At 47.2% G+C, this 19709-nt stretch carries 16 protein-coding genes; all 16 read left to right on the forward strand.

Translation table 11 applies throughout. From position 1 onward, the window contains the following. Positions 1 to 116 precede the first annotated feature (116 nt). The 16 genes from MINF_RS02325 to MINF_RS02405 all read left to right on the forward strand — a co-directional run bounded on the left by MINF_RS02325 (position 117) and on the right by MINF_RS02405 (position 19427). Positions 117 to 461 carry a hypothetical protein gene (locus MINF_RS02325; protein ID WP_012462859.1) on the forward strand — a complete coding sequence of 115 codons (345 nt, stop codon included), beginning with the start codon at positions 117 to 119 and terminating at the stop codon, positions 459 to 461. 68 nt (positions 462 to 529) lie between these two features. Beyond that, the gene (locus MINF_RS02330) at positions 530 to 943 is read left to right on the forward strand and encodes a hypothetical protein (RefSeq protein ID WP_238523523.1); all 414 of its coding nucleotides are present in this window, start codon (positions 530 to 532) and stop codon (positions 941 to 943) included. A gap of 35 nt (positions 944 to 978) precedes the next feature. Continuing rightward, entirely contained in the window at positions 979 to 1170 is a 192-nt protein-coding gene (locus tag MINF_RS02335) for a hypothetical protein (RefSeq protein WP_048810062.1), read from the forward strand. A 34-nt stretch (positions 1171 to 1204) separates the two neighbouring features. Beyond that, positions 1205 to 2071: a Serine kinase of the HPr protein, regulates carbohydrate metabolism gene (locus tag MINF_RS02340; protein ID WP_012462862.1), complete on the forward strand. Its 867-nt coding sequence runs from the start codon at positions 1205 to 1207 to the stop codon at positions 2069 to 2071. An 8-nt stretch (positions 2072 to 2079) separates the two neighbouring features. Next, positions 2080 to 3138 (forward strand): radical SAM protein, encoded by a 1059-nt coding sequence (locus MINF_RS02345; protein ID WP_012462863.1) that lies wholly within the window; start codon positions 2080 to 2082, stop codon positions 3136 to 3138. Then, a complete protein-coding gene (locus MINF_RS02350) occupies positions 3125 to 3433 on the forward strand; it encodes a PqqD family protein (RefSeq protein WP_012462864.1) in 309 nt (102 codons plus the stop codon). Before MINF_RS02345 ends, MINF_RS02350 begins: the two co-directional genes overlap by 14 nt. A 52-nt stretch (positions 3434 to 3485) precedes the next feature. Further along, the gene (locus MINF_RS02355; protein WP_012462865.1) at positions 3486 to 5606 is read left to right on the forward strand and encodes an efflux RND transporter periplasmic adaptor subunit; all 2121 of its coding nucleotides are present in this window, start codon (positions 3486 to 3488) and stop codon (positions 5604 to 5606) included. Positions 5607 to 5715: 109 nt separating this feature from the next. Further along, positions 5716 to 6663, forward strand: coding sequence for an efflux RND transporter periplasmic adaptor subunit (locus MINF_RS02360; protein WP_012462867.1), 948 nt, complete (start codon positions 5716 to 5718; stop codon positions 6661 to 6663). A gap of 4 nt (positions 6664 to 6667) precedes the next feature. Further along, complete coding sequence (locus tag MINF_RS02365; RefSeq protein ID WP_238523524.1) at positions 6668 to 8071, forward strand: TolC family protein; 1404 nt, start codon at positions 6668 to 6670, stop codon at positions 8069 to 8071. Between the two features lie 6 nt (positions 8072 to 8077). Then, positions 8078 to 10273: a site-2 protease family protein gene (locus MINF_RS02370; protein WP_012462869.1), complete on the forward strand. Its 2196-nt coding sequence runs from the start codon at positions 8078 to 8080 to the stop codon at positions 10271 to 10273. Positions 10274 to 10624: 351 nt separating this feature from the next. Further along, on the forward strand, positions 10625 to 12136 hold the full coding sequence (locus MINF_RS02380; RefSeq protein ID WP_148205094.1) for a circularly permuted type 2 ATP-grasp protein: 1512 nt from the start codon (positions 10625 to 10627) through the stop codon (positions 12134 to 12136). Further along, entirely contained in the window at positions 12117 to 13046 is a 930-nt protein-coding gene (locus tag MINF_RS02385) for an alpha-E domain-containing protein (RefSeq protein ID WP_238523525.1), read from the forward strand. Before MINF_RS02380 ends, MINF_RS02385 begins: the two co-directional genes overlap by 20 nt. 70 nt (positions 13047 to 13116) lie before the next feature. Then, complete coding sequence (locus MINF_RS02390; protein WP_148205095.1) at positions 13117 to 15498, forward strand: circularly permuted type 2 ATP-grasp protein; 2382 nt, start codon at positions 13117 to 13119, stop codon at positions 15496 to 15498. Between the two features lie 8 nt (positions 15499 to 15506). After that, positions 15507 to 16373, forward strand: a complete 867-nt coding sequence (locus MINF_RS02395; RefSeq protein ID WP_012462874.1) for a transglutaminase family protein — start codon at positions 15507 to 15509, stop codon at positions 16371 to 16373. Positions 16374 to 16587: 214 nt separating this feature from the next. Continuing rightward, the gene (glgX, locus tag MINF_RS02400) at positions 16588 to 18738 is read left to right on the forward strand and encodes a glycogen debranching protein GlgX (protein ID WP_012462876.1); all 2151 of its coding nucleotides are present in this window, start codon (positions 16588 to 16590) and stop codon (positions 18736 to 18738) included. Continuing rightward, positions 18735 to 19427, forward strand: coding sequence for a C40 family peptidase (locus tag MINF_RS02405; RefSeq protein ID WP_012462877.1), 693 nt, complete (start codon positions 18735 to 18737; stop codon positions 19425 to 19427). The genes glgX and MINF_RS02405 overlap by 4 nt, the downstream gene beginning before the upstream one ends. Positions 19428 to 19709 lie beyond the last annotated feature (282 nt).

The raw sequence follows: 19709 nt of genomic DNA on the forward strand, positions 1-19709 counted from the left end.
TTCTTTCAGGCAATTTCTTTCTTAATCTTAAGCTCGATCTTCTTAATATAAAACCTGACTCTTTAACAGAGATTAAGAAAATATAAATATAAAATTAATCAAGGAGGTAAGAACCCATGCAAACGGAAATCGATTTTAGCTCGTTTGAGTTTGAAGAATTGGAATCCCGCCAGCTTTTTGCCGCGGCGGCCGTTCCCCATCATTTGATTAACTTGAATTTGCCTTTGGATCTTTCATTGCAAGTAAACAATCCTGCCAACGGCCAGACTATTATCAATTTGAATCTTCCTGCCGATCTTTCCCTTCACGTCAATCAACCCAGCCTGGCCGGGTTGGGCTCGACCCTTTCTTCGATCACCACCCCGGTAACGGGTTTGGTTACGGGCGTTGTGGGAGGGATCGTCAGTCCCCTATTGGGCACAGTCACAGGGCTCTTGGGTTCGGTCTTGGCGGCAGTTTAATCTTAAAAGCATCAAAAGGGAGGGGCTTGTTATTACCTAGCTCCTCCCGGTTTGGAGGAGGAAATGTGATGGTTTTGAATAGAATGGCTATAAAAGAAGAAGAGGGTTTTTTTGAAATAGAGGGGCTTGAATCCCGCCAGCTTTTTGCTGCGGCGGCCGTCCCCCATCACCTGGTCAACTTGAACCTACCCTTGGACCTTTCGTTGCAACTCAACAATCCGGTTACAAATCAACATCTCGTCAATGCCAACCTGCCCTTGGACATCCAGGCTCAATTGAACAATCCCCTTACGGGACAACCTCCTATTTATGTGCATGTCGGTCTTGGAGGACCACAAGGGACTCTTCAAATTGGGCAATTAAATTTATCCCAAGATCTCCAACCCCTGCTCAGCGGGGTTAACGGCGTGTTAAATGTAGTAACAGGGGTAGCAAACGGGTTGCTTAGTCCTCTTTTGGGTGTAATTCTGAGTGTTATTTAAAAAAATAAAATAAAACCTTCTAGGAAAGGAGGAATATGGAAGAAGCAAATGCCTTGAGGTTGATCAACCTGGAGTGGATCGAGGAAAAGATAAAAGAAAAGGTGAAATTCATGTGGAAAAGTCCCGGTTTTTCTCCCTTGGGAAATATAGGTTCTTTTTCGGGCCAGGTCCCCGATCCAAGAGCTCAATTTATATCAATAACCGTGGCCATAACCATTGGATTATGATTTTTTTTGAAAAAGCTGGCGAATTAAGGTATTCATGGAATGGCGGGATCTGAAAACGGAGCCTATAGGAGTGGGTTATGGGCTTGGCCTATATAATCCATCGAATAGTCCCATAAGGGAATGGTTTTTTTCCGGGCCCATCCTTTGGGGAAACTATCCCCTCAATGTTTCTTGCGTGGATTCTTTCCCCTTGGAGGAGCTGGGAAAGCCTCTTTTTAGCTTGGGGCCGTTGAGCCTGTTTTGTCATCCCCGGAGGATCCTCGTAGGAGACCTGTTCTTGTTTAGCTTGCAATCCGGTCAACTCTTCTTTGCCTATAGATCCTTCGACTTGGAGAAATTCAAGTACTATTTTTACCAAGTCGTTTTACCCCTCTTTGGCCAATGCCTGGGCAAGCTCCTTTTCCTTCACGGGGGAGCTTTTGAAGTCCAGTCCAAAGCCGTCGGCCTTGTGGCCGCTTCCGGGGGAGGGAAATCGACTTTGCTTGCCGCCTTTCAAGAGCAGGGATATCCCTTGGTGGCCGACGACCGGATCGGGTTCGTTGTGGAATTGGGAGAACCTTGCATAGTTCCTTCCCATCCTTTCCTTAGAAATTACAGGAAACCAGAAGAAATCGGCAGGCCCGTAAGTCTCTTTGCCCGGGAAATCCTCCCTCTTAAGAGTATTTTTTTCCTCCGTTGGACGGACAAAGATGAGCCTTGGATTGAAAAGGTCGAGCCCTCCAAGGCTTTCCGGAACCTTTATTTGAACAGTTCTTTCGTGTTGGACGAAAGGGTTCACGCCCAAAAAATTCTGAAGTGGCTTACACGGATAAAGACCTACCGGTTGTATCTTCCGCAGGGAAAGAGAGAAACGGTACCCCAAGCTTGCGCAATGATCTTGTCCAAGGCTCTCGAAAGGTAAGAAAAAAGATGATCCACTACTCGGTGTTGGGAATCATGCTCAGGAAAAAGTGCCCGCTACGGTGCGCCCACTGTATTACGGATTCTTCACCGGGTGCGGAAGGGGAGTTGGATGAAAGCTTTGTTTTCTCGCTCTTGGAAGAGGCGGTGGGTTATACTCCTGTAATCAGCTTTACGGGAGGAGAAGCCTTTGTCGATCCCGAAAAGTTGACACGGTGCGTGGCCAAGGCCAAGAGCTTGGGTTTAAAAGCGACGGCGGTGACGGGATGCGGTTGGGTCCGGTCGGAAAAGCAGGCTTTTGAAGTGGTTGAAAAAGTCCATGCCGCCGGTTTAGACCGGTTGTGCATCAGTTGGGACCGCTACCACGGAGTCTTTAAAAATGAATGGAAACTGAAGGCGGTGTCCCGGGCAGCGGGTCGGCTGGGCATCCCCTTGGTGATCCGCAGCGTCATCAGTCCCAACAAGTTAGAACCGGATATTCCGGAGCTGGGGGAAATAGCCTATACCCTGGAAAAAATCCCCTTGATCAAGCTGGGCCGGGCCGAGTTGCTTCCCGAGGAAGATTTTTTTTGGACGGATTCCCCTCCCATGGGAACCTGCGGGGTCGTCTTGGCTCCCGTGGTGGAATACGACGGCAGGGTGTTTGCCTGTTGCGGTCCTTCCCATTTTGCCCCCGGGCATTCTCCCCTTTTTTTGGGTGATGCCAAGAAGAGGGCTCTAGGTGAAATTTTGAAGGAAGGCAGGGAAGATCCGATTCTAGAAACGATTGCCTTTGCGGGTTCTTACGGACTTTATAAAATCTTAAAAGATTATTTTCCGGCGGTCTCGGTCCCGGAAAGGAAATGCTATTCGAGCATATGCGACATATGCCTTGATGTTTTGAAAGACAAGGAGCTGATTGCAAAATTAAGGAGCTTTTTCTCTAGCCTTGAAGGAAAAGCCCTGCTGACGGCCATGCGGATGATGAGAAAGTATCAGGATAAACGCAAGGCTCAAGAAAAGGATGGGGAGGAGAGCTGTTGTGCGACACCAAGGACTCGAAGAGAGGTCGTTTATGGAAGGAGCTGAATTGAAAAGGGTAGAAATCCCGGATTGGATCTGTTACGAACGGTTCGAAAACGAGCTGATCCTCCTCGATCCGACGACCTGGAACTACTATAGGTTAGACAGCTATGGAGGGGTATTGTGGGAAAAGCTTTGCAGCCTGAAAGGGGACGTGGAAGCCTTGAAAAGGTGGGTAGGGGAGCATTTCGATGGAGATCCAAGGCAAATGCAAAGCGATATCGACCGGTTTGTCAAGCAGTTGATCGAAAGCGGCCTTCTTCTTCTGCCGTCCGATTTAGACCGGGTCCAGGGTAAATAAAGAAGGGTTTGCCAATAAAACTAAAGAGCGGATTTTTTGTTTTTCCCAAGCGATGGAAAAAAACAACGCTGCGGACTTGAACCTCTTTTCTCTTTCTCCGGAAAGGTTTGCCTCCATTTTAACTTCCCTTTTGCCTTCCATTGGCCGTTTAGAAGAGCTGTTTAATCTCGTCTTTCAGTACGTTTCGACGAATTTTTCCATCCGGGGAATGCAACTTGCAAGGCTCGAAGGAGCCCAGTGGCAAAGAGCCTGCTCTTTTCCCCAAGGACCTTTGCCCTGGGAAAGGGACTATGAAAAGAAAATTATGCTTGCCCAGCATCTCAACAAGGCCCTCGCAGGGAAAAGCTTTTGTTACTTTTCATGGGCTCTTTCCGACGGTCCCACCGGGCTTTTGTCCCATCCCCTGGAAGTCCAACCTCCTCTTTTCATGCACCATTTCCTTTTTCCCCTTTTTTCCGAAGAAAGTTTCCTCGGAGTGATCCATTACTGGTTTAGCGGAGAAAATGACCAGCAGTTTATAACTCGCCAATACGAGCTTTTGATCCCCATTCATTCTGCAATGGCCCGTGGCCTTGAGGAAGGCATGAGAACCAGGAAATGGAGCTTGGTTCCTCCCCTTTGGAGTCAATCTCCTTCCCTTTACCTCAACTACCTCGAGGAGCTGGCGCTCAATAAAAACGACGCCGAAAGGACGGGTTTTCTCTTGGTCAATTACTCGAGAGAGCTGGCTTGCAGTGATCGCTGCTGTTTGTTTAGCGTTCCTTTGAACCGCAAGGGCTTTGCCTTTCTAGGCACGCAGGATTTCGATCAAGCCAGGCTATTTGAATTAAAAACGGCCAGCAGCCTTTTACAAGTTCAAAAACAAGCCGATCAAGCCCTGGTCCTCAAGGAGGCGGGGATAGCGTTGATCAAGGCCGCTAACCCCCGGCATTTTCTCGAGAAAAAGGTCCGGAAAAAAAACGGCAATTTCTTATTCTCCTTTTTGTTTGAAGAAGACAAACCGGATAACCGAAAAGAACGGATAGAGAACCGGCAACAAGCTCCACAAGAGCCTCTTCGGATCGGTTTTGCCTTGCGAGAAGCCGGATCTAAGGAAAGGCCAAGGCAGATTATCGAATATTTTCAGCATATCCCCATGAATTGGATTGCAGCCTTTCCCTTGTTGGACGATGGGAACAGGGTTTTTGGGTTTGTGACCTGGGAAGGGAAAGAGCCTGTCGTGGCCAGCCTTGAACTATTCAGTCTTTTACAGAGGATCTGCCTTATAGGAGGTAAAAGCTTTGCCCAAGCTTACTTTAAGAAAAAAGCCTGGCTTTATCAATCCCGGGCTCTCAAGCCTCTTTTTTTAATTCCCCTTTTGATGATTTTGCTCCTGCTTGTGGCCTTTATTCCGTTGCCTATGAAAATCAAGGCCGATGCCGTCCTTCTCCCTTCCTACGAAGTTGCCGTTCCCGCAATGGTTTCCGCCCGGATCGAGGCCATATACGTCCAAGTAGGTGATTACGTCAGCAAGGGAAAGCTTTTGATGACGCTGGATTCGACGAATATTAAGCTTAAGATCAAGGAAATCGAACAGGATTATAAAAAAAACATGGCCGAGGCGGACTTAGCCCAAAACCTTAAGCAAGAAACCGCAATGCAACTTGCCCGGCTTAATGCCCTGAAATCCCAAGTCTTGCTCAAGAGCTTGTACAAGGATTATCAATATACTTTCGTCCGTGCTCCAAGGGATGGGGTGGTGATGGGTCCACATAACCTGGCCAGCCGCAGGGGGGAGTTGACCCAAATCGGGGAAATCCTCGTCCAGCTTGCCGACCCCTATTCCTGGAAAGTCAAGGGTTTCCTCAAGGAGGAGGATTTGACGTATTTAGCCGAGATCATGGAAAAGAACAAAAAGGCCCTGCCCATTTCTTTTAGGTTTTTGGCCGATCCCACGAAAAGCTACAGGCTTGCTTTGGATTCAACCGCCCAATTCGTTCACGGAGTCGAAATTGAAAAAGGCAAATACGAATTTTCTTTTCTCATCCCGTGGGAAGAAAAGAATATAGATCCCAGGCTTTTAAAAAAGGGATTTCGTGGAAAAGCCAAGATCTATGTAGGGCTAAGGCCTTTAGGTGAAATCCTCTTTAGAGACATTGTCCGGTTTTTAAAAATTCATGTTTTTTTCTGGTAAATCCTGCGACGTTGAGGAAAATGAAAAGGAAATTCTAACAGAAGAGGTTTTAGGGTTTATTATCTCTTTATTTTTTCAAAAGAATTTCTAAAGGAACGGTTTTCTGGAGATGAAATTTTGGCCTAGGTATGGGATCCCCGCTCAAGGGCTTTGTTTAAAAAAGGTTTTAGCCCGGATCCTTTTCTTTTTCTTTTTTTCTAGCTTGCCTCTTTGGGCTGCGGATGCCTCGGTTGACTTATCCGACCTGAACATGTCCGAGAGGCCTGTTGAAAATTTTCTTGAGGACAGGTCGGCTTCTTACCGGGCCATTCTGCTTCCTATTGAAGATGTTCGGATCAGCGCCAAAGCTTCGGGGATCTTGGAAAAATACTTTTTTGAAGAAGGGGCGGTTGTAAAAAAAGGGGATGTCATAGCCCAATTGAACACGGAGGAAGAAAAAACGGAAATAGCCCGGGCTGAAGCCCAATTTAGCGTCTGCCAGGCGGAGCTAGAAAAGTCTCAAAGGGAATTTCAAAGGATTGAAAACCTTTATAAGGAGCAGGTCATCAGCCCCAAGCAATACGAGGAATCAAAATACCAATTGCAGATGGCCCAAGGTAAGCTCAAGGAAGCCATGGCCTTCTTGGAAGAAGCAAAAAATAGGCTTGAGGCCAAGATCGTCCGTTCTCCTATCGACGGGGTTTTTTTTAAAAAGTTGCGCACAATCGGGGAATCGGTGGAAAGGCTCGAACCCATAGGCAGGGTGATCAATGCCGCCCAGCTCCAGATGGTTGTTTATTGCGATTCAAAACATTTCGGTCAAATCCGTAGGGAGGACAAGTATTTTATAGAGCTTGTAGACGGCCCCTATGCGGGTGAAAAAGTCGAAGCGACGGTTGTCCACGTCGATCCTTTCCTAGACCCTGCAAGTGGCACCTTCCGTATCAAGCTCCATATCCCTTCTTCGAGCAAGGTCGTTGCCGGGATCAGTGCGGAGTTGGTTATTCCCGAGCAAGAAAAGGATTTACCGAATTCTCCTACTGTTATCGGATTAAACGCGGTAAAAAAAAGCCCTTAAAGCTATGAACAAAAACTCTGTTTTCCTTTTATTCTCTTGCTCATTGGCTTTTTCTTTCCTTTCCTTTATGCCCGGTTTAGCCCAGCAAAATTCTGAACAATCGACTCCCGTTTTTTCCAGCGTCAAAAAACCGATTGAGCTGATCTATCCCCGGGAATATCAAGTGAGCACGGCTAAAAAGTGGACGTTAGAAGAGGTAATCCAGCGAGCCCTGGATGCCAACCCCGACGTCGTCTCTGCCCGTAAGGCCATCGAACAGCAGGAAGGGATTAAAATGCAGTTTAAAGCCAAGCTTTATCCTCATGGAGGATTGGTTTACCGTGCCCAGCGTGAACAAAGCTCCCTGTTAATGTTTCTGCCCACGGTTCCAACTTATCCGCTGACCCGAACGAGCTGGCTTGGAGCTGTGCAGATCAAGCAAACGATCCTTAACATTGGCGCGGTTAAAGAGGCAAGACAGCAGAAGGAGCTCTTGGAAAGGGCGGTATGGCTATCGATGGATGTAGCGTTGAAAACGGTGGTGCAAGTCAAGGAAGCTTTTTACTTGACCCTTTTTAGGCAAGAGGTCGTGGAAATCAGGGAAGAATTAACCGAAGCCAGCCATGCGATTGCTGAATATACCAAGAAAATGGCGAAGGAAGGGGAGGTGCCTGAATACCAGGCGTTGGTTGCCCAAGCGGAATATTCCACTGCCCTTGGCGATCTTGCCCAGGCAAAAGCCGCCTACGTAAAGTCAAGAGAAGGGCTTCGGATGTTGCTTAATCTGCCCAGCAACAATGAAAATGATCCCTTGTATCTTGTTGGCCAAGCCGAACTGCCTGCCTTTGACGTTCCTTATGAAGAAGCACTCAAAGTGGCTTTGCAAAAACGGACGGATTTAAATGCCGCGCTGCATTCGCTTTCGGCAGCTCATGCCGCGGTGGCTGCCGCCCAATCCAGCTATTATCCAACCTTGGATGCTGTTCTCCAGTATGAAAACATCAGCAATGTTTACATCCTTTATCCCAAGTGGGGGTGGACGGCGGGTGTGCAAGGCCAGTGGAACTTTTTTGACATCATGGAAAACAACGGAAGGATAAAGACCCAAAAGGCCCTGGAAAACATTGCCCAGGTTAAAGTCAACCAGCTTAAAATCGACATTCCGGCACAACTGCGGGAACTTTACCAACAGATAAAAAAGGCTAAGGAAGCCGTAGCCTTCCAAGAAAGTGCCGTGAACGATGCCGAAAAGGGCTTTAACCAGGCAAAAAAGCTTTTTGAGGGCGGGGAAACGAGTTGGGTCCAAGCGGTAACCGCCCGCCAGGCCTTGCTTAAGGCCAAGTTAGCCTTTGCTGAAGCGACTTACAATTACAAGGCTGCACTAGCCCAGTTGGAGTATGCTGTAGGAGGACAACTTCCAGCCCAGTAATCGGCCATGATCATGCCAGGAAAGGTGCTGCCGTCGGCTCAAAAAACCGCCGATATTGTTCCTTACAAGCTTCGTTCCGACCTGCTTTTTCAAAAACAACTTTTTCAGAACAAAACTTACTTCGTGGTTAAGGATCCCCTGGCATTGACTTACTGTCGGCTGCCCGAAGCGGAAGCTTTCCTGGCCGGTCTATTCGATGGAAAAAGAACGGCTGAAGACATTGCACGGGAATATAACCGGTGGTTTCCCCAAAAACCCCTTAGCCCTCCGCAGGTGTTGCAGTTTTTAAATCTCCTTCTGAAACGGAACTTAGTTATCCTTCCCACAGAGGTTTTCTTATCCAGGATTCCTCGACAGGTCCCCCTTTGGAAAAGGCTGTGGAGTTATGGGCTGAAAATTTTCTTTATTAAGCTTCCTTTGATCCGACCTTCCCTTTGGTTGGATTGGATCGTCCGCAGGCTATGGTGGTTGTGGTCACCCCAGGGAGTGTTCCTCACGGTCTGTTTTTGGATCTGGACTCTTTTTTTTCTTTTCCTGCATCGTTCCGCTTTCCTGACCAACCAGGTCCAGTTTCTTTCTCCCCAAAATATCCTGCTTCTCTACATCGCCACGGCTATTGATAAAACCCTGCATGAATTCGGTCATGCCGCCACTTGCCGTCGTTTCGGTGGAGAAATCCATGAAATGGGGGTAGGTTTTTTCTTTTTCATTCCTGTGGGTTATGTGGACGCTTCGGACAGTTGGATTATCCCCGACAAAAAAGCCAGGATCTTTATTGCGGCTGCCGGCGTTTATACCGAGCTCATCATCGCCGCCATTGCCGCCCATCTCTGGATTTTATTTCCCCTGGGATTGGCCAAGAACTTGGCCTTTAACATGATGGTTTTGGCCAGTGTCACGACCCTTTTTTTTAATTTTAACCCCTTGATGAAATTTGACGGTTATTACGCCTTGGTCGATCTGCTGGAAATTCCCAACTTAAGAGAAAAGGCCTTTGCCTATTGCACGGCGAAAATCCAGGACTGGCTATTGGGCTATAAAAACGCCAGGCAAGCAAGACTGCAAGTCAACCCAACCCAAGGCTGGATCTTTTTTATTTATTCTTTTTTAGCGATCGGCTACATGCTTTACTTGATCCATTCCTTGGGGAAAGCCCTGCAGGGTGGCCTTAAAGAGGTTGGCCTTGGAAAGATCGGGGAAATTTTAAATCTAGCCATAGCCGTGGTTTTTGTCGGGGCCGTGTTCATGAAAGTTTTCTTACCTCCCCTGGTTTCTCGCCACTTTGCCTTCGAAAACCGGAAAACCTTGACCGACCGATTAAAATGGATGGGCTTGGGGTTCCTTTTTTTGGGAGGGCTTCTTTTTTTCCCGAGTAGAGAAAAACTGGCTACTGTAGCGGTAGCCCAATCTCAATGGGGACAAAACGTGTCGAGCCCTGAGGGAGGAATTGTCAAGGAAGTTTGGGTTTGGAGCGGGCAGCGGGTTCGAGTGGGGCAGGCTTTGTTAAGGTTGGAGAATCATCGGGTTGAAACCGATTTGCAGTTAGCCCGGTTAGACTTAGCCATGAAAAACCTAGAAGTTTCCTCCCTTGGCCATTTATCCCAAAGGACAAAGGCTAAGGAGGAGGAAACCATGGCAATGAAAGTCGAAGAATTCCGTTCTATGCAAAAGAAATTTGAACTGGCGCTCAAAAGAAAGGAAGAACTCGTTCTCAGGTCAACGATCGATGGCATTGTGGTCAGTCCCGAAGTGGAAAAATTAGTAGGAAGGTATTTTCGTCCCGGAGAAACCCTTTTAAAAATAAGAAACTTGGAACTCTATTCTTTTCTCGTTCCTTTAACGGCGGCCGAAGCCCGGATCGTTTCTCCCGGTGCCGAAGTCAAGGGTATTTGGATCGGTTCAGGAAGAACTTTTCAGTCTTTCGTTAAGCAGGTCGGTCAAAAAAAGGTCGAACGATCCGAGATTCCTCCCGGCCTCCTTATCCCTTTTGGAGGAAAAGTCCCCCTGATTCCTCCGGCCATGAAAGAACAACAGGAAAAAAATCCCTACCTTTTTGCTTTCGTTCCCGTACCTAAAAAAGACATTCCCCTGGTCTTGGACGATATGAGAGCAAAAATAATCATAAAGGGAAAGAAAACGATTCTCGGTGCAAAACTCTACCGGCTCTTCACCACTCTTTTTATTTCCAGGCAGGAAGATTGAATAGCTAGCGGGAATTTTATCTTGTCAAGGCCTGCCGCTCCACGGGTTCTCCCTGCTAAGGGAGGTTGAATACTAGGAACCCCTTTTGGCTTTCTTGCTTTACTGGGACCGTTCTCCTGGACTTGTGCCTTCCAGGGAGCTTATCTTTTGAAGGATCATCGATGGCTCTCTTCGTTCCAGAAACGAGCTTCTTTTATGGGACAGAAGATCTTAGGCTTGCTTTTTCTTTTCCCCTGGGAGGTTCTAGAAAGGTTGGGCAAGCCCAGGTAAATTATTTTTTGTCTGCAGGGGAGTAAAAGGGAAAAGGGGACTACTTTTTCTTGGCATGTTTTGTGCTTAAAAAAGCTTGAGATGCCTTTTGTCTTTCCTTTTTTGTCGAACGGAAAAAATCATCCTCTCTATGGGCTTTCCCTCCTTGATAATTATAAAAAACTTTCCGATCGCTCGGACGAGACCTTGGATTCCAACGGGTATCCCAAAAAAAGCTACCTTCCCTTTTGGGAGTTGATCCTATCCAGGGGAGGCCTTGACAAGTTGATCCTAGCCCAAAAAGGAGCTTGCGATCGGTTCAGGCGACTGGGAGTAACTTTTCTATTAAAAAATGACAAGGAGAAAGCCAAGGAAAGGATCTTTCCCTTCGATGTTATTCCCAGGCTGATCCTTAAAAAAGAATGGGAAAAGATTAAAATAGGGCTCATTCAAAGGTTAAGGGCCCTTAACCTTTTTATCGAGGATGTTTATCACGATCGGCGGATACTCAAGCAAGGAGTTGTTCCCGAGGAGTTGGTGTCGACTTCTCCAGGCTTTATCAAGCAGATGGCTGGAGTCGAGGTTCCGGCGAAGGTCTATGCGGCGGTTTGTGGATGCGATCTTATAAGAGATGGGGATGGCGATTTCGTCGTGCTTGAAGACAACTTGAGGATACCCAGCGGGGCTTCCTACATGCTTGTCGCCCGCAAGGTTTTAAAAGAAAGTTCCCCCTTTTTCTTTTCTTTCCATAGACCTTTATCGATCCAATCCTATCCTCTTTTCCTTTTAGAAACCCTTTTGGATCTCCATCCTTCCGGATCCAAAGAAGAGGGGGCGGCCCTTTGGACCCCGGGGCCATACAACTCCGCCTACTTCGAACATGCCTTTTTAGCAAACCAGATGGGAATTCCCCTTGTCGAATCTCGGGATCTATTCATCGAGGAGGGGAGACTTTACTTCGCCTCGAGGAAAAGAAAAAAGAGAATTTCGGTCCTCTACCGGCGGATCGAGGAAAGCTTCTTGGATCCATCGGTTTTTAGGGCCGATTCGTTGATCGGCCTAAGCAGTATCTTCGAACTCTTTTGCAAAGGGGAACTGAACCTGGTGAATGCCCCGGGTTGTGGCGTGGCCGATGACAAAGTCCTTTACAGGTTTGTCCCGGAGATCATCCGCTATTACCTGGGAGAAGAACCGATTCTTCGCAACGTGGAGACCTACTGTTGTCTTGATCCCAAGGAAAGAAGCTACGTCTTGGAAAATATCGAGCGGTTGGTCGTTAAAGAGGCCAACCAGTCGGGAGGAATGGGAATGCTGATCGGACCGCTCAGTTCTTCCCGCGAGAGGGAAGAATTTAAAGAGAAAATTAGGGCTAATCCCCGAAACTACATCGCCCAGCCCCTCATCTCGTTTTCCAAGCTCCCCTGTCTTGTCGATAAAGGAATAGAGGCAAGAAGGGTGGATTTGCGCCCCTTTGTTCTTTTGGGAAAAGAGCCCCGCGTGGTTCCAGGCGGACTAACCCGGGTGGCTCTCGATCACAACTCCTTTATCGTGAATTCCTCTCAAGGCGGGGGGAGCAAAGATTGTTGGGTTATTGATGATGAAGACCAACGGTGAGAGACAGCGGCTGGAAAACGTGTACTGGATGGCGAGGTATGCCGAAAGGGCCCTTTTGACTCTCAACGTTGCCCAGAACTACTTGGGCTATGGCCTGGAAGCTTCAGAAGAAAACTGGTCCAGTTGCTGGGAAAGAATAAAAAAAGGGTTGAGAATTTCCCGTTGCCCGGCCGATTTTTCGGGGAAGATAGCTTGTTGCTTTTTCTTTCTCGTGTTTGATCCCGACAACTCCCTCTCCGCTTTTTCTTCCCTTTTTTCTGCAAGGGAAAATGCCAAGGTACTGCGGGATTGGCTTCCTTTAGCTCTTTGGGAAGAACTCAACAGCGCTTATTTTTTAATTTCTTCGACGACGGCCAGCTCATCGAATTTACCTTCCTCTCTTTATCCTTTTCTTCGGAACATTTTGGAAAGGCTTTTGCTCATCCGCCAATGGGAAGACTATCTCTTGGAAGAGGATTGTCTTTGGGCCTGGCTCAAAATCGGAGAAAGCCTTGAAAAAGTAGGAAACGGCGCAGCCTTTTTCTCTGCCTATCATCCCGCCGATAACAAGGATCCGTTCCCTTTTGAAGAATGGGAAGCTTTCTTAAGTTCCCTTTTCCTCCTTGATCTTGTAAAAAAGAAAATCCCTCTCCATGAACTCAGTTTTGAAAAGATAGCTTCCTACATGTTTGAACTTTCCCTGTATTCGTATTCTTTTCCCTCCCAACTCAACAAGATCCTCCATTACATGGAACTGCTCTCTGGGCAGTGGGCCATGGAAACGGCACAAGCCAAGACCAATGAACTTTTAACCAAGGTGCTTGAAAGGGCAAAAGAGGGGTTTGGGGCTGAATCGACGAAAAAATTATTCTTGGATATTCAAATCGAATGCAACCAGATCCACCAGTACCTGTTATCGGCCCTGGATTAAGAAGGCATAAGCCTTTTTCTTTGGGGAATTTTTTTGTTTTTTGGATCCATTCAAAGTAGAGATAAAAACCATGATTGGGCAAAATTGTTACAACCTTGCGGCTTCCCTTACCGAGGAAAACCTGGACATGGTCCAGAAAGCCCTTAGCCTTCATTTCGAGCTCATGGGCATATTTCCCAATCCCTTGGATAAACCGGGGGATTTTTCTATTGATCCCTGGCCCATTTTGCTTTGCGGGGATGATTGGATGGCGATTCGCTCGGGTGTAGAACAGAGAATGGAGGCATGGGGAAAGTTTTTAAAGGACCTTTATAGCGAAAAAAAGATCTTTAGGGACAAGATCATTCCCTTTGAACCCTTTCTTTCTTCTTCTGGGTATCGCCGGGAGTGTGTCTTTTTGGAGCCTCTTGGGGGAGAATATATCTCCATCTTTTCCTGCGAGCTGGCAAAAGAAAAGAACGGGAACTGGATCGTGTTGAAAGAGGAGCTTGCAATGCCCCAGAACATCATGCTTGCCGAAGAAATAAGAAGAGCTCTTCGAAAGACACTCCCGGGATTATTCCAGGGAATGGAACCCGTTCAATGCTTTGACTACCCGGAACGGATCCTGGAAGCTTTAAGTCATGGACTGCCGGACAACAAGGAAGGGATTGCAGCCCTCGTGACGGAAAAGCCCGGGGACTGGGAAGCAGCCATGCTGGCTAGAAGGATGGGCGTTCCTCTTTTTTTAGCCTCCGATCTTATCGTTCTTGAGGGCAAACTTTATGCTAAAACCCTAAACGGGCTCGAACCCATTGCTATTCTTTTAAGAAGAATAAAGGATGGCCGTCTTGATCCCATCGCTACGCGCTGTTCAATAGAAGAAGGCATAGCCGGACTTTTTTGGTGCTTGAGAAAAAGCAGCTTAAAACTCGTTAATGCCGCGGGCTCTGGAATAGCTTCTGATCCCTTGCTTCAATCCCAACTCTCCAACATGATCGGTTATTACCTTGGAGAAAAGCCCTTGTTGGGTACACTTCCAAGCTACCCGGCTTGGGATCCGGATGTCTTTGCCCTTTTTTTAGATTCCCCCATGGATTATATCATTAAGGATAGGGAAGGAAGAAGGCTGGGGCTTGAAGAGGTCGATCAGCTCCTTTCCGAGGCGAAGAAAAAAAGGCTCAAGAAAAGCGAGCTTTCCTTGTTTATCCTCCAAGAAAAACTTTCTTTTAAACCGTTTCCCTCCTTTTACAACTCTTCCCTTGAACATAAGCCTTGTTCCTTGGTCTTTCTTGGAATCGTCAAGGGAAATCAACCGGAATTACTCCCGGTGGTCTTCGGCCAGGTCCTGCAAGATCAACATACAAGGCTTCTTTTAAAGGACGTCTGGCTTTTCCAAGAAAGCCCTGCTCTTTTTCCTTCCCTATCCCTGGATTTTCTTTCTGCTCCGACGAATAGAATCGGTCCTTTAAGCCGGGTGGCGGAGTCGATGTACTGGCTGGGAAGATACTTGGTCAGGGCCCTTCAACTCAATCATATCCTCCTTTCTTTCCGTTCTTTTGACAACGGCTTTCCTCCCGGCAACGAACCTAGACTTTCCTTCTTTTTACAGGAAATGGCCGACTTTTTTTTAATCCCTTCTCTAAAAAGCTTAAGTTTCCCTGACAGCTCTACTCTTTTTTATCGGTTTTTCGTCGGAACCCAAGGGGAAGATTCCGTCATGAATTGCTTTAGCCGCTGCTTTGAAAACGGCGCTAAAATCAGGGATTGCCTTCCCCCGGAAGTTTGGATTGCCTTAAGTTCCCTTTATTTTAGACTTCACCAGTTGATCGCGGAAGGAAAACGCGCCGAAGAGGATCAAAAGCTTTCCGATTTTTCTTCAGGAATAGATAGGATCCTTTGCGCCATCGATGAACATCTTCTCCGAAACGAGTTGTGGAAGTTTTTTCAGCTCGGTCGGTTTTATGAAAAAGCCCGGTTTAGCATTTTTTTAACCCGGCTTTGTTCAAAGCTAATCGAAAGGGAGGAACCGCAAGGTTACGACTTCTTAGCTTTACTGGAAGGAATATTGAAGCTCTCTTCAGCTTTGTATGCGTACCGGAGCCTTTATCATTATCCTTTTTCTGCTGAAAAGATCATCGCCCTTTTTCTGTTCGATTGCCAATTTCCCCGATCGATCTCTTTTTGTTTAAACCAGATCGAATCGATGCTCGGGTTCATTGAAAAGTTTCCCGGCATGTCCGGGAAGCCACTATCCTTTCTTCGCTACATGATAGCCAAGGTGGGGCGATGGGCTGATGAATGGAAAGAAACCGGTTCTTCACAGGCGGCAAACAAGGACAAGCTTCTTATTTACAAGCCCTGGATCGAGCAGATCCAAAAAGAGCTGTTTGATTTTCACCTGCTTCTTACCGATTCTTATTTTACCCATCAATCGACACTCCAATGTGGGGCAGAACCAGCTAAGGCATAGGATTCACAATGAAATTTTCCGTAGTCCACAAGACCGAATACCTGTACACGGCAGAAGCCTTGGAATCGTTTTCTGAACTAAGGTGCCATCCTCAAAATAGCGTCAGGCAAACCGTTTTGAGCCATGAAACACTCCTTCATCCCTCCGTTTCCCTTTACTTTTATACCGATTACTTTGGCAACCTCACCTCGTTTTTCAGCATCCCCTTTAAACACAACCGGCTAAGGATTGAAACTAAAAGTGTAGTCTTAACCCATCCTTTCCCGGACCCCTTGGGAGAGATGCCGCTGACGGTCAGCGAAGCCCTCGTTGTTTACGGTTTTAAAAGATTTGAACTCTTGGATTTTCTCCTTCCTTCCCGGTTGATTCCCCTTGTTGAAGAGGGAGGTGAAATCCAAGAAATAGCCTCAAGACTCTTCCAGAAAGAAAAAGGGTTGACCGATGCCCTTGTTGAGCTGAACCAGTTTGTGCATGGTTTTCTTTCCTATGTTCCGGGGGCGACCGATATCTCTACTCCCCTTGGGGAAGTTCTTGAAAAACGACAAGGAGTTTGCCAGGACTACAGCCATTTGATGATCGCCATCTTGCGCGCGGCCGGAATTCCCGCCCGTTACGTCAGCGGTTATGTTGAACCCCTTCCCAAGGAATCTTCCTTGTCCCAGGCTGTGGAAGGAGCGACCCATGCCTGGGTCGAAGTTTATCTCCCCAATGGAAAATGGATAGGTTTTGATCCGACGAACAACTCCCTGGAAACCGACTGCCACGTGCAGTTGGCGGTAGGACGGGATTACGATGACGTGACTCCCTTAAGAGGAGTTTTTAAAGGATACCATGGCCAGAAGCTCAGCGTATCCGTTCAAGTGGCCAGGATCTAGGAGCTTTGACCTTTTTTCCTGTGCAAAGCTTAAAAAGAGGATGCAAAAGGGAGCTGCACAACATCAAGGTTTGATTCGGGAAATAGCCCGGCCTAGGCAAGGGAAAAAGAAAATTATCTTCCGGTTTTTTTGTTGTAAAATGCCTCGTTTAACGCTAAGTAAAAAAGTCGAAAAGAGAAATCCTCTTTTTCTGCTCGATCCATAAAAATGCCTTATGATCGTTAAGCCTGGCAAACCTTATCCCCTAGGAGCCACATGGGATGGGAAAGGGGTTAATTTTGCCCTTTTTTCGGAAAATGCGGCTCAAGTTGAACTTTGCCTTTTCGATAACTCCGGCCAAAACGAGCAGAGGATCGTGTTGAGGGAAGAAACGGATTTTATTTGGCATGTTTATTTAGAGGGGGTTCTTCCGGGCCAATACTACGGATACCGGGTGTACGGACCCTATGAACCGGAAAAGGGCCATCGGTTTAATCCCCACAAGCTGCTTATCGATCCTTACGCCAAGCTTCTCTCAAGACCTTTTCGCTGGGACAAATCCCTGTTTGGCTACCGGATTGGCGATCCAGAGGAGGATCTCTCCTTTGACGAACAGGACAGTGCTGCTTTCGTTCCCTTCAGCGTGGTGGCCGATACCTCGTTTTCTTGGGGCGAAGATCGCCGGCCGTCCATCCCCTGGCATAAGACCATTATTTACGAAGCCCACGTCAAGGGCCTTACACAGTTGATGCCCTACATTCCTGAAGAACTCAGGGGAACATACCTGGCTTTAGCCTCGGAACCGGTCGTTAACCATCTTCTTGGGCTTGGAGTAACCACCCTTGAGCTCTTGCCCGTCCACCAGCATGTCGATGAATCCCACCTCGTCGAAAAAAAGTTGACCAATTACTGGGGCTACAACACGCTTTGTTATTTTGCTCCGGATCTTCGCTTTGCCGTCCAAAATACCAAGCTTGATCCCTTGGCTCAATTTAAAACCATGGTTCGCTCGCTTCATGCCGCGGGGATTGAAGTCATCCTGGATGTCGTCTATAACCACACGGCTGAAGGGAACCATTTGGGGCCCACCCTGTGTTTTCGAGGGATAGACAATAGTTCTTACTACAGGCTTGTGCCTGACAAGCCGCGCTATTACATGGATTTTAGCGGTTGTGGCAACAGCTTGAACATGCGTAATCCTCGGGTCATTCAACTGATCATGGATAGCCTGCGCTACTGGGTTTGTGAAATGCACGTGGATGGGTTTCGGTTTGACTTGGCGTCTGCCTTGGCAAGGGAACTCTACGAGGTGGATAAGCTTTCTACCTTTTTTGAAGTGATTCGGCAAGACCCGGTTCTTTCCCAAGTCAAGATGATTGCCGAACCTTGGGATATCGGGGCGGGAGGCTACCAGGTGGGAAATTTCCCCGTGGGATGGGCGGAGTGGAATGGGAAATACAGGGATGCGGTAAGAAAATTCTGGAAGGGAGACCTGGGGATGTTACCGGAATTTGCAACCCGGATCTCCGGGTCGAGCGATCTTTACGAACAAAGCGGCCGAAAACCTTATGCGAGCGTCAACTTTGTCTGTTGCCATGACGGTTTTACGCTCATGGACCTGGTCAGCTACAACCAGAAACATAATGAAGCTAACCTTGAAGACAACCGGGATGGGCAAAACGATAACTACAGCTGGAATTGCGGCGTGGAAGGTCCCACCGAGGATCCTTCTATCCTCCAGTTGCGGCTTAGGCAGAGGAAGAATTTATTATCTACCCTTTTCCTTTCCATTGGCGTTCCCATGCTGCTGAGCGGAGACGAAATGGGCCACAGCCAAAAAGGCAATAACAACTGCTATTGCCAAGATAACGAGTTGAGCTGGATTTCTTGGAAGTTGACTCCCCAAGAAGAAAAATTTCTCCAGTTTATTTGCGAGCTGATCAAGATAAGAAAGACAGAACCGGTCTTTCAAAGGCGAAAGTTTTTTCACGGTCGAGCCATTCGGGGCAGCGAGGTTCGTGACATTCGCTGGCTGGATATCAACGGGGAGCCGCTTACGGATGAAAGCTGGAATACCGGATACATCAAGTCCTTTGGAGTTTACTTGGCGGGAGACATGATTGGAGACGTCGATGAGCAGGGAAACCCCGTCGAAGGAAATTCCATGTTGATTTTCTTTAACGGCTCGGAAAACCCTGTTTCTTTAACCTTGCCCAAGCGGAGAGAAGACAAGCCCTGGACGATAGTCTTTGACACGGCAAAAGATGAGACCGCCCCGGAGGAATACCCGGGAGGGAGTGCGTATCCATTGAAAGAAAGATCCCTTGTGCTCTTTCGCGGCTTTCGAGAAAAAGAAAAAAAGCAAGAAAACCTTTCTTCTTCATGACCTTTTTGTCGTTGTTGTGGCCCTTTCTTTTCTTTTTTTCTTCTCTCTTTGCTCAAGTTCCTTCCCCCGCCCCTTCCTCCGCTTCCTTGCCTAAAGACGTGTTCCCCAATGCTTCTCTTGAACCCGAAGACCTCGTGGAATATCCCCGCTTATCTCAGCCTGTCCAACGGCTCCTTACCCAAGCCTTAGCCTTGACCAAGGAAAACCTGACTTACCTGTATGGTTCGGCCGATCCCAAGGAAGGGGGGATGGATTGTTCGGGCTTTGTTTATTACGTTTTAGTCAATGTTGGCTTAAAAGATGTTCCGAGAAGTTCTTCCGGTCTCTACATCTGGGTTCGAAAAGAAGGTCTCTTTAAGGCTGTCTTGAGCAACAACCCGGATAGTTTTGAGTTGGGCGAGCTTCAACCCGGGGACCTTCTTTTTTGGATAGGGACCTACCCGACCCAAAACGATCCGCCTATCAGTCATGTGATGATATACCTTGGACATGAAAAGCAAACCGGGGAACGGGTAATGGTCGGTTCCAGCGACGGAAGGACCTACCACGGCAAGAGGAGGTGGGGGGTGAGCGTTTTTGATCTCTTCATGAGCTTTCCCAATCCCCGGTATCGGGCAAACGGCTCGACGAAGTTTGTCGGCTACGGGAAAATCCCGGGGCTACAATCGATTGTCATCGAAAAAGAGTAAATGATTTGTAAAAAATGCAAAAATTAAGAAAATTATTTGTATATCAAAAGCAAAGAAGCAAGCTAATTTGATTTTAGCTTTGAAAAAAGCTTCATTATGTTATAATTTTAATAACCTAAGTATAGGATTAACACTACGAAATTCATACCTTTGAATAACAAATATAAGCATACTCAATAGCAATAAAACTGTTAAGATCTGATAAAATAATTAGCTAAGACTTTTAAAAAGAATTAATAAGAATAAATAGAAAATAAAGGTTTTTTTAATAAAATATAACAG

The organism is Methylacidiphilum infernorum V4, from assembly GCF_000019665.1.
In the GTDB taxonomy this organism is placed as follows: domain Bacteria; phylum Verrucomicrobiota; class Verrucomicrobiia; order Methylacidiphilales; family Methylacidiphilaceae; genus Methylacidiphilum; species Methylacidiphilum infernorum.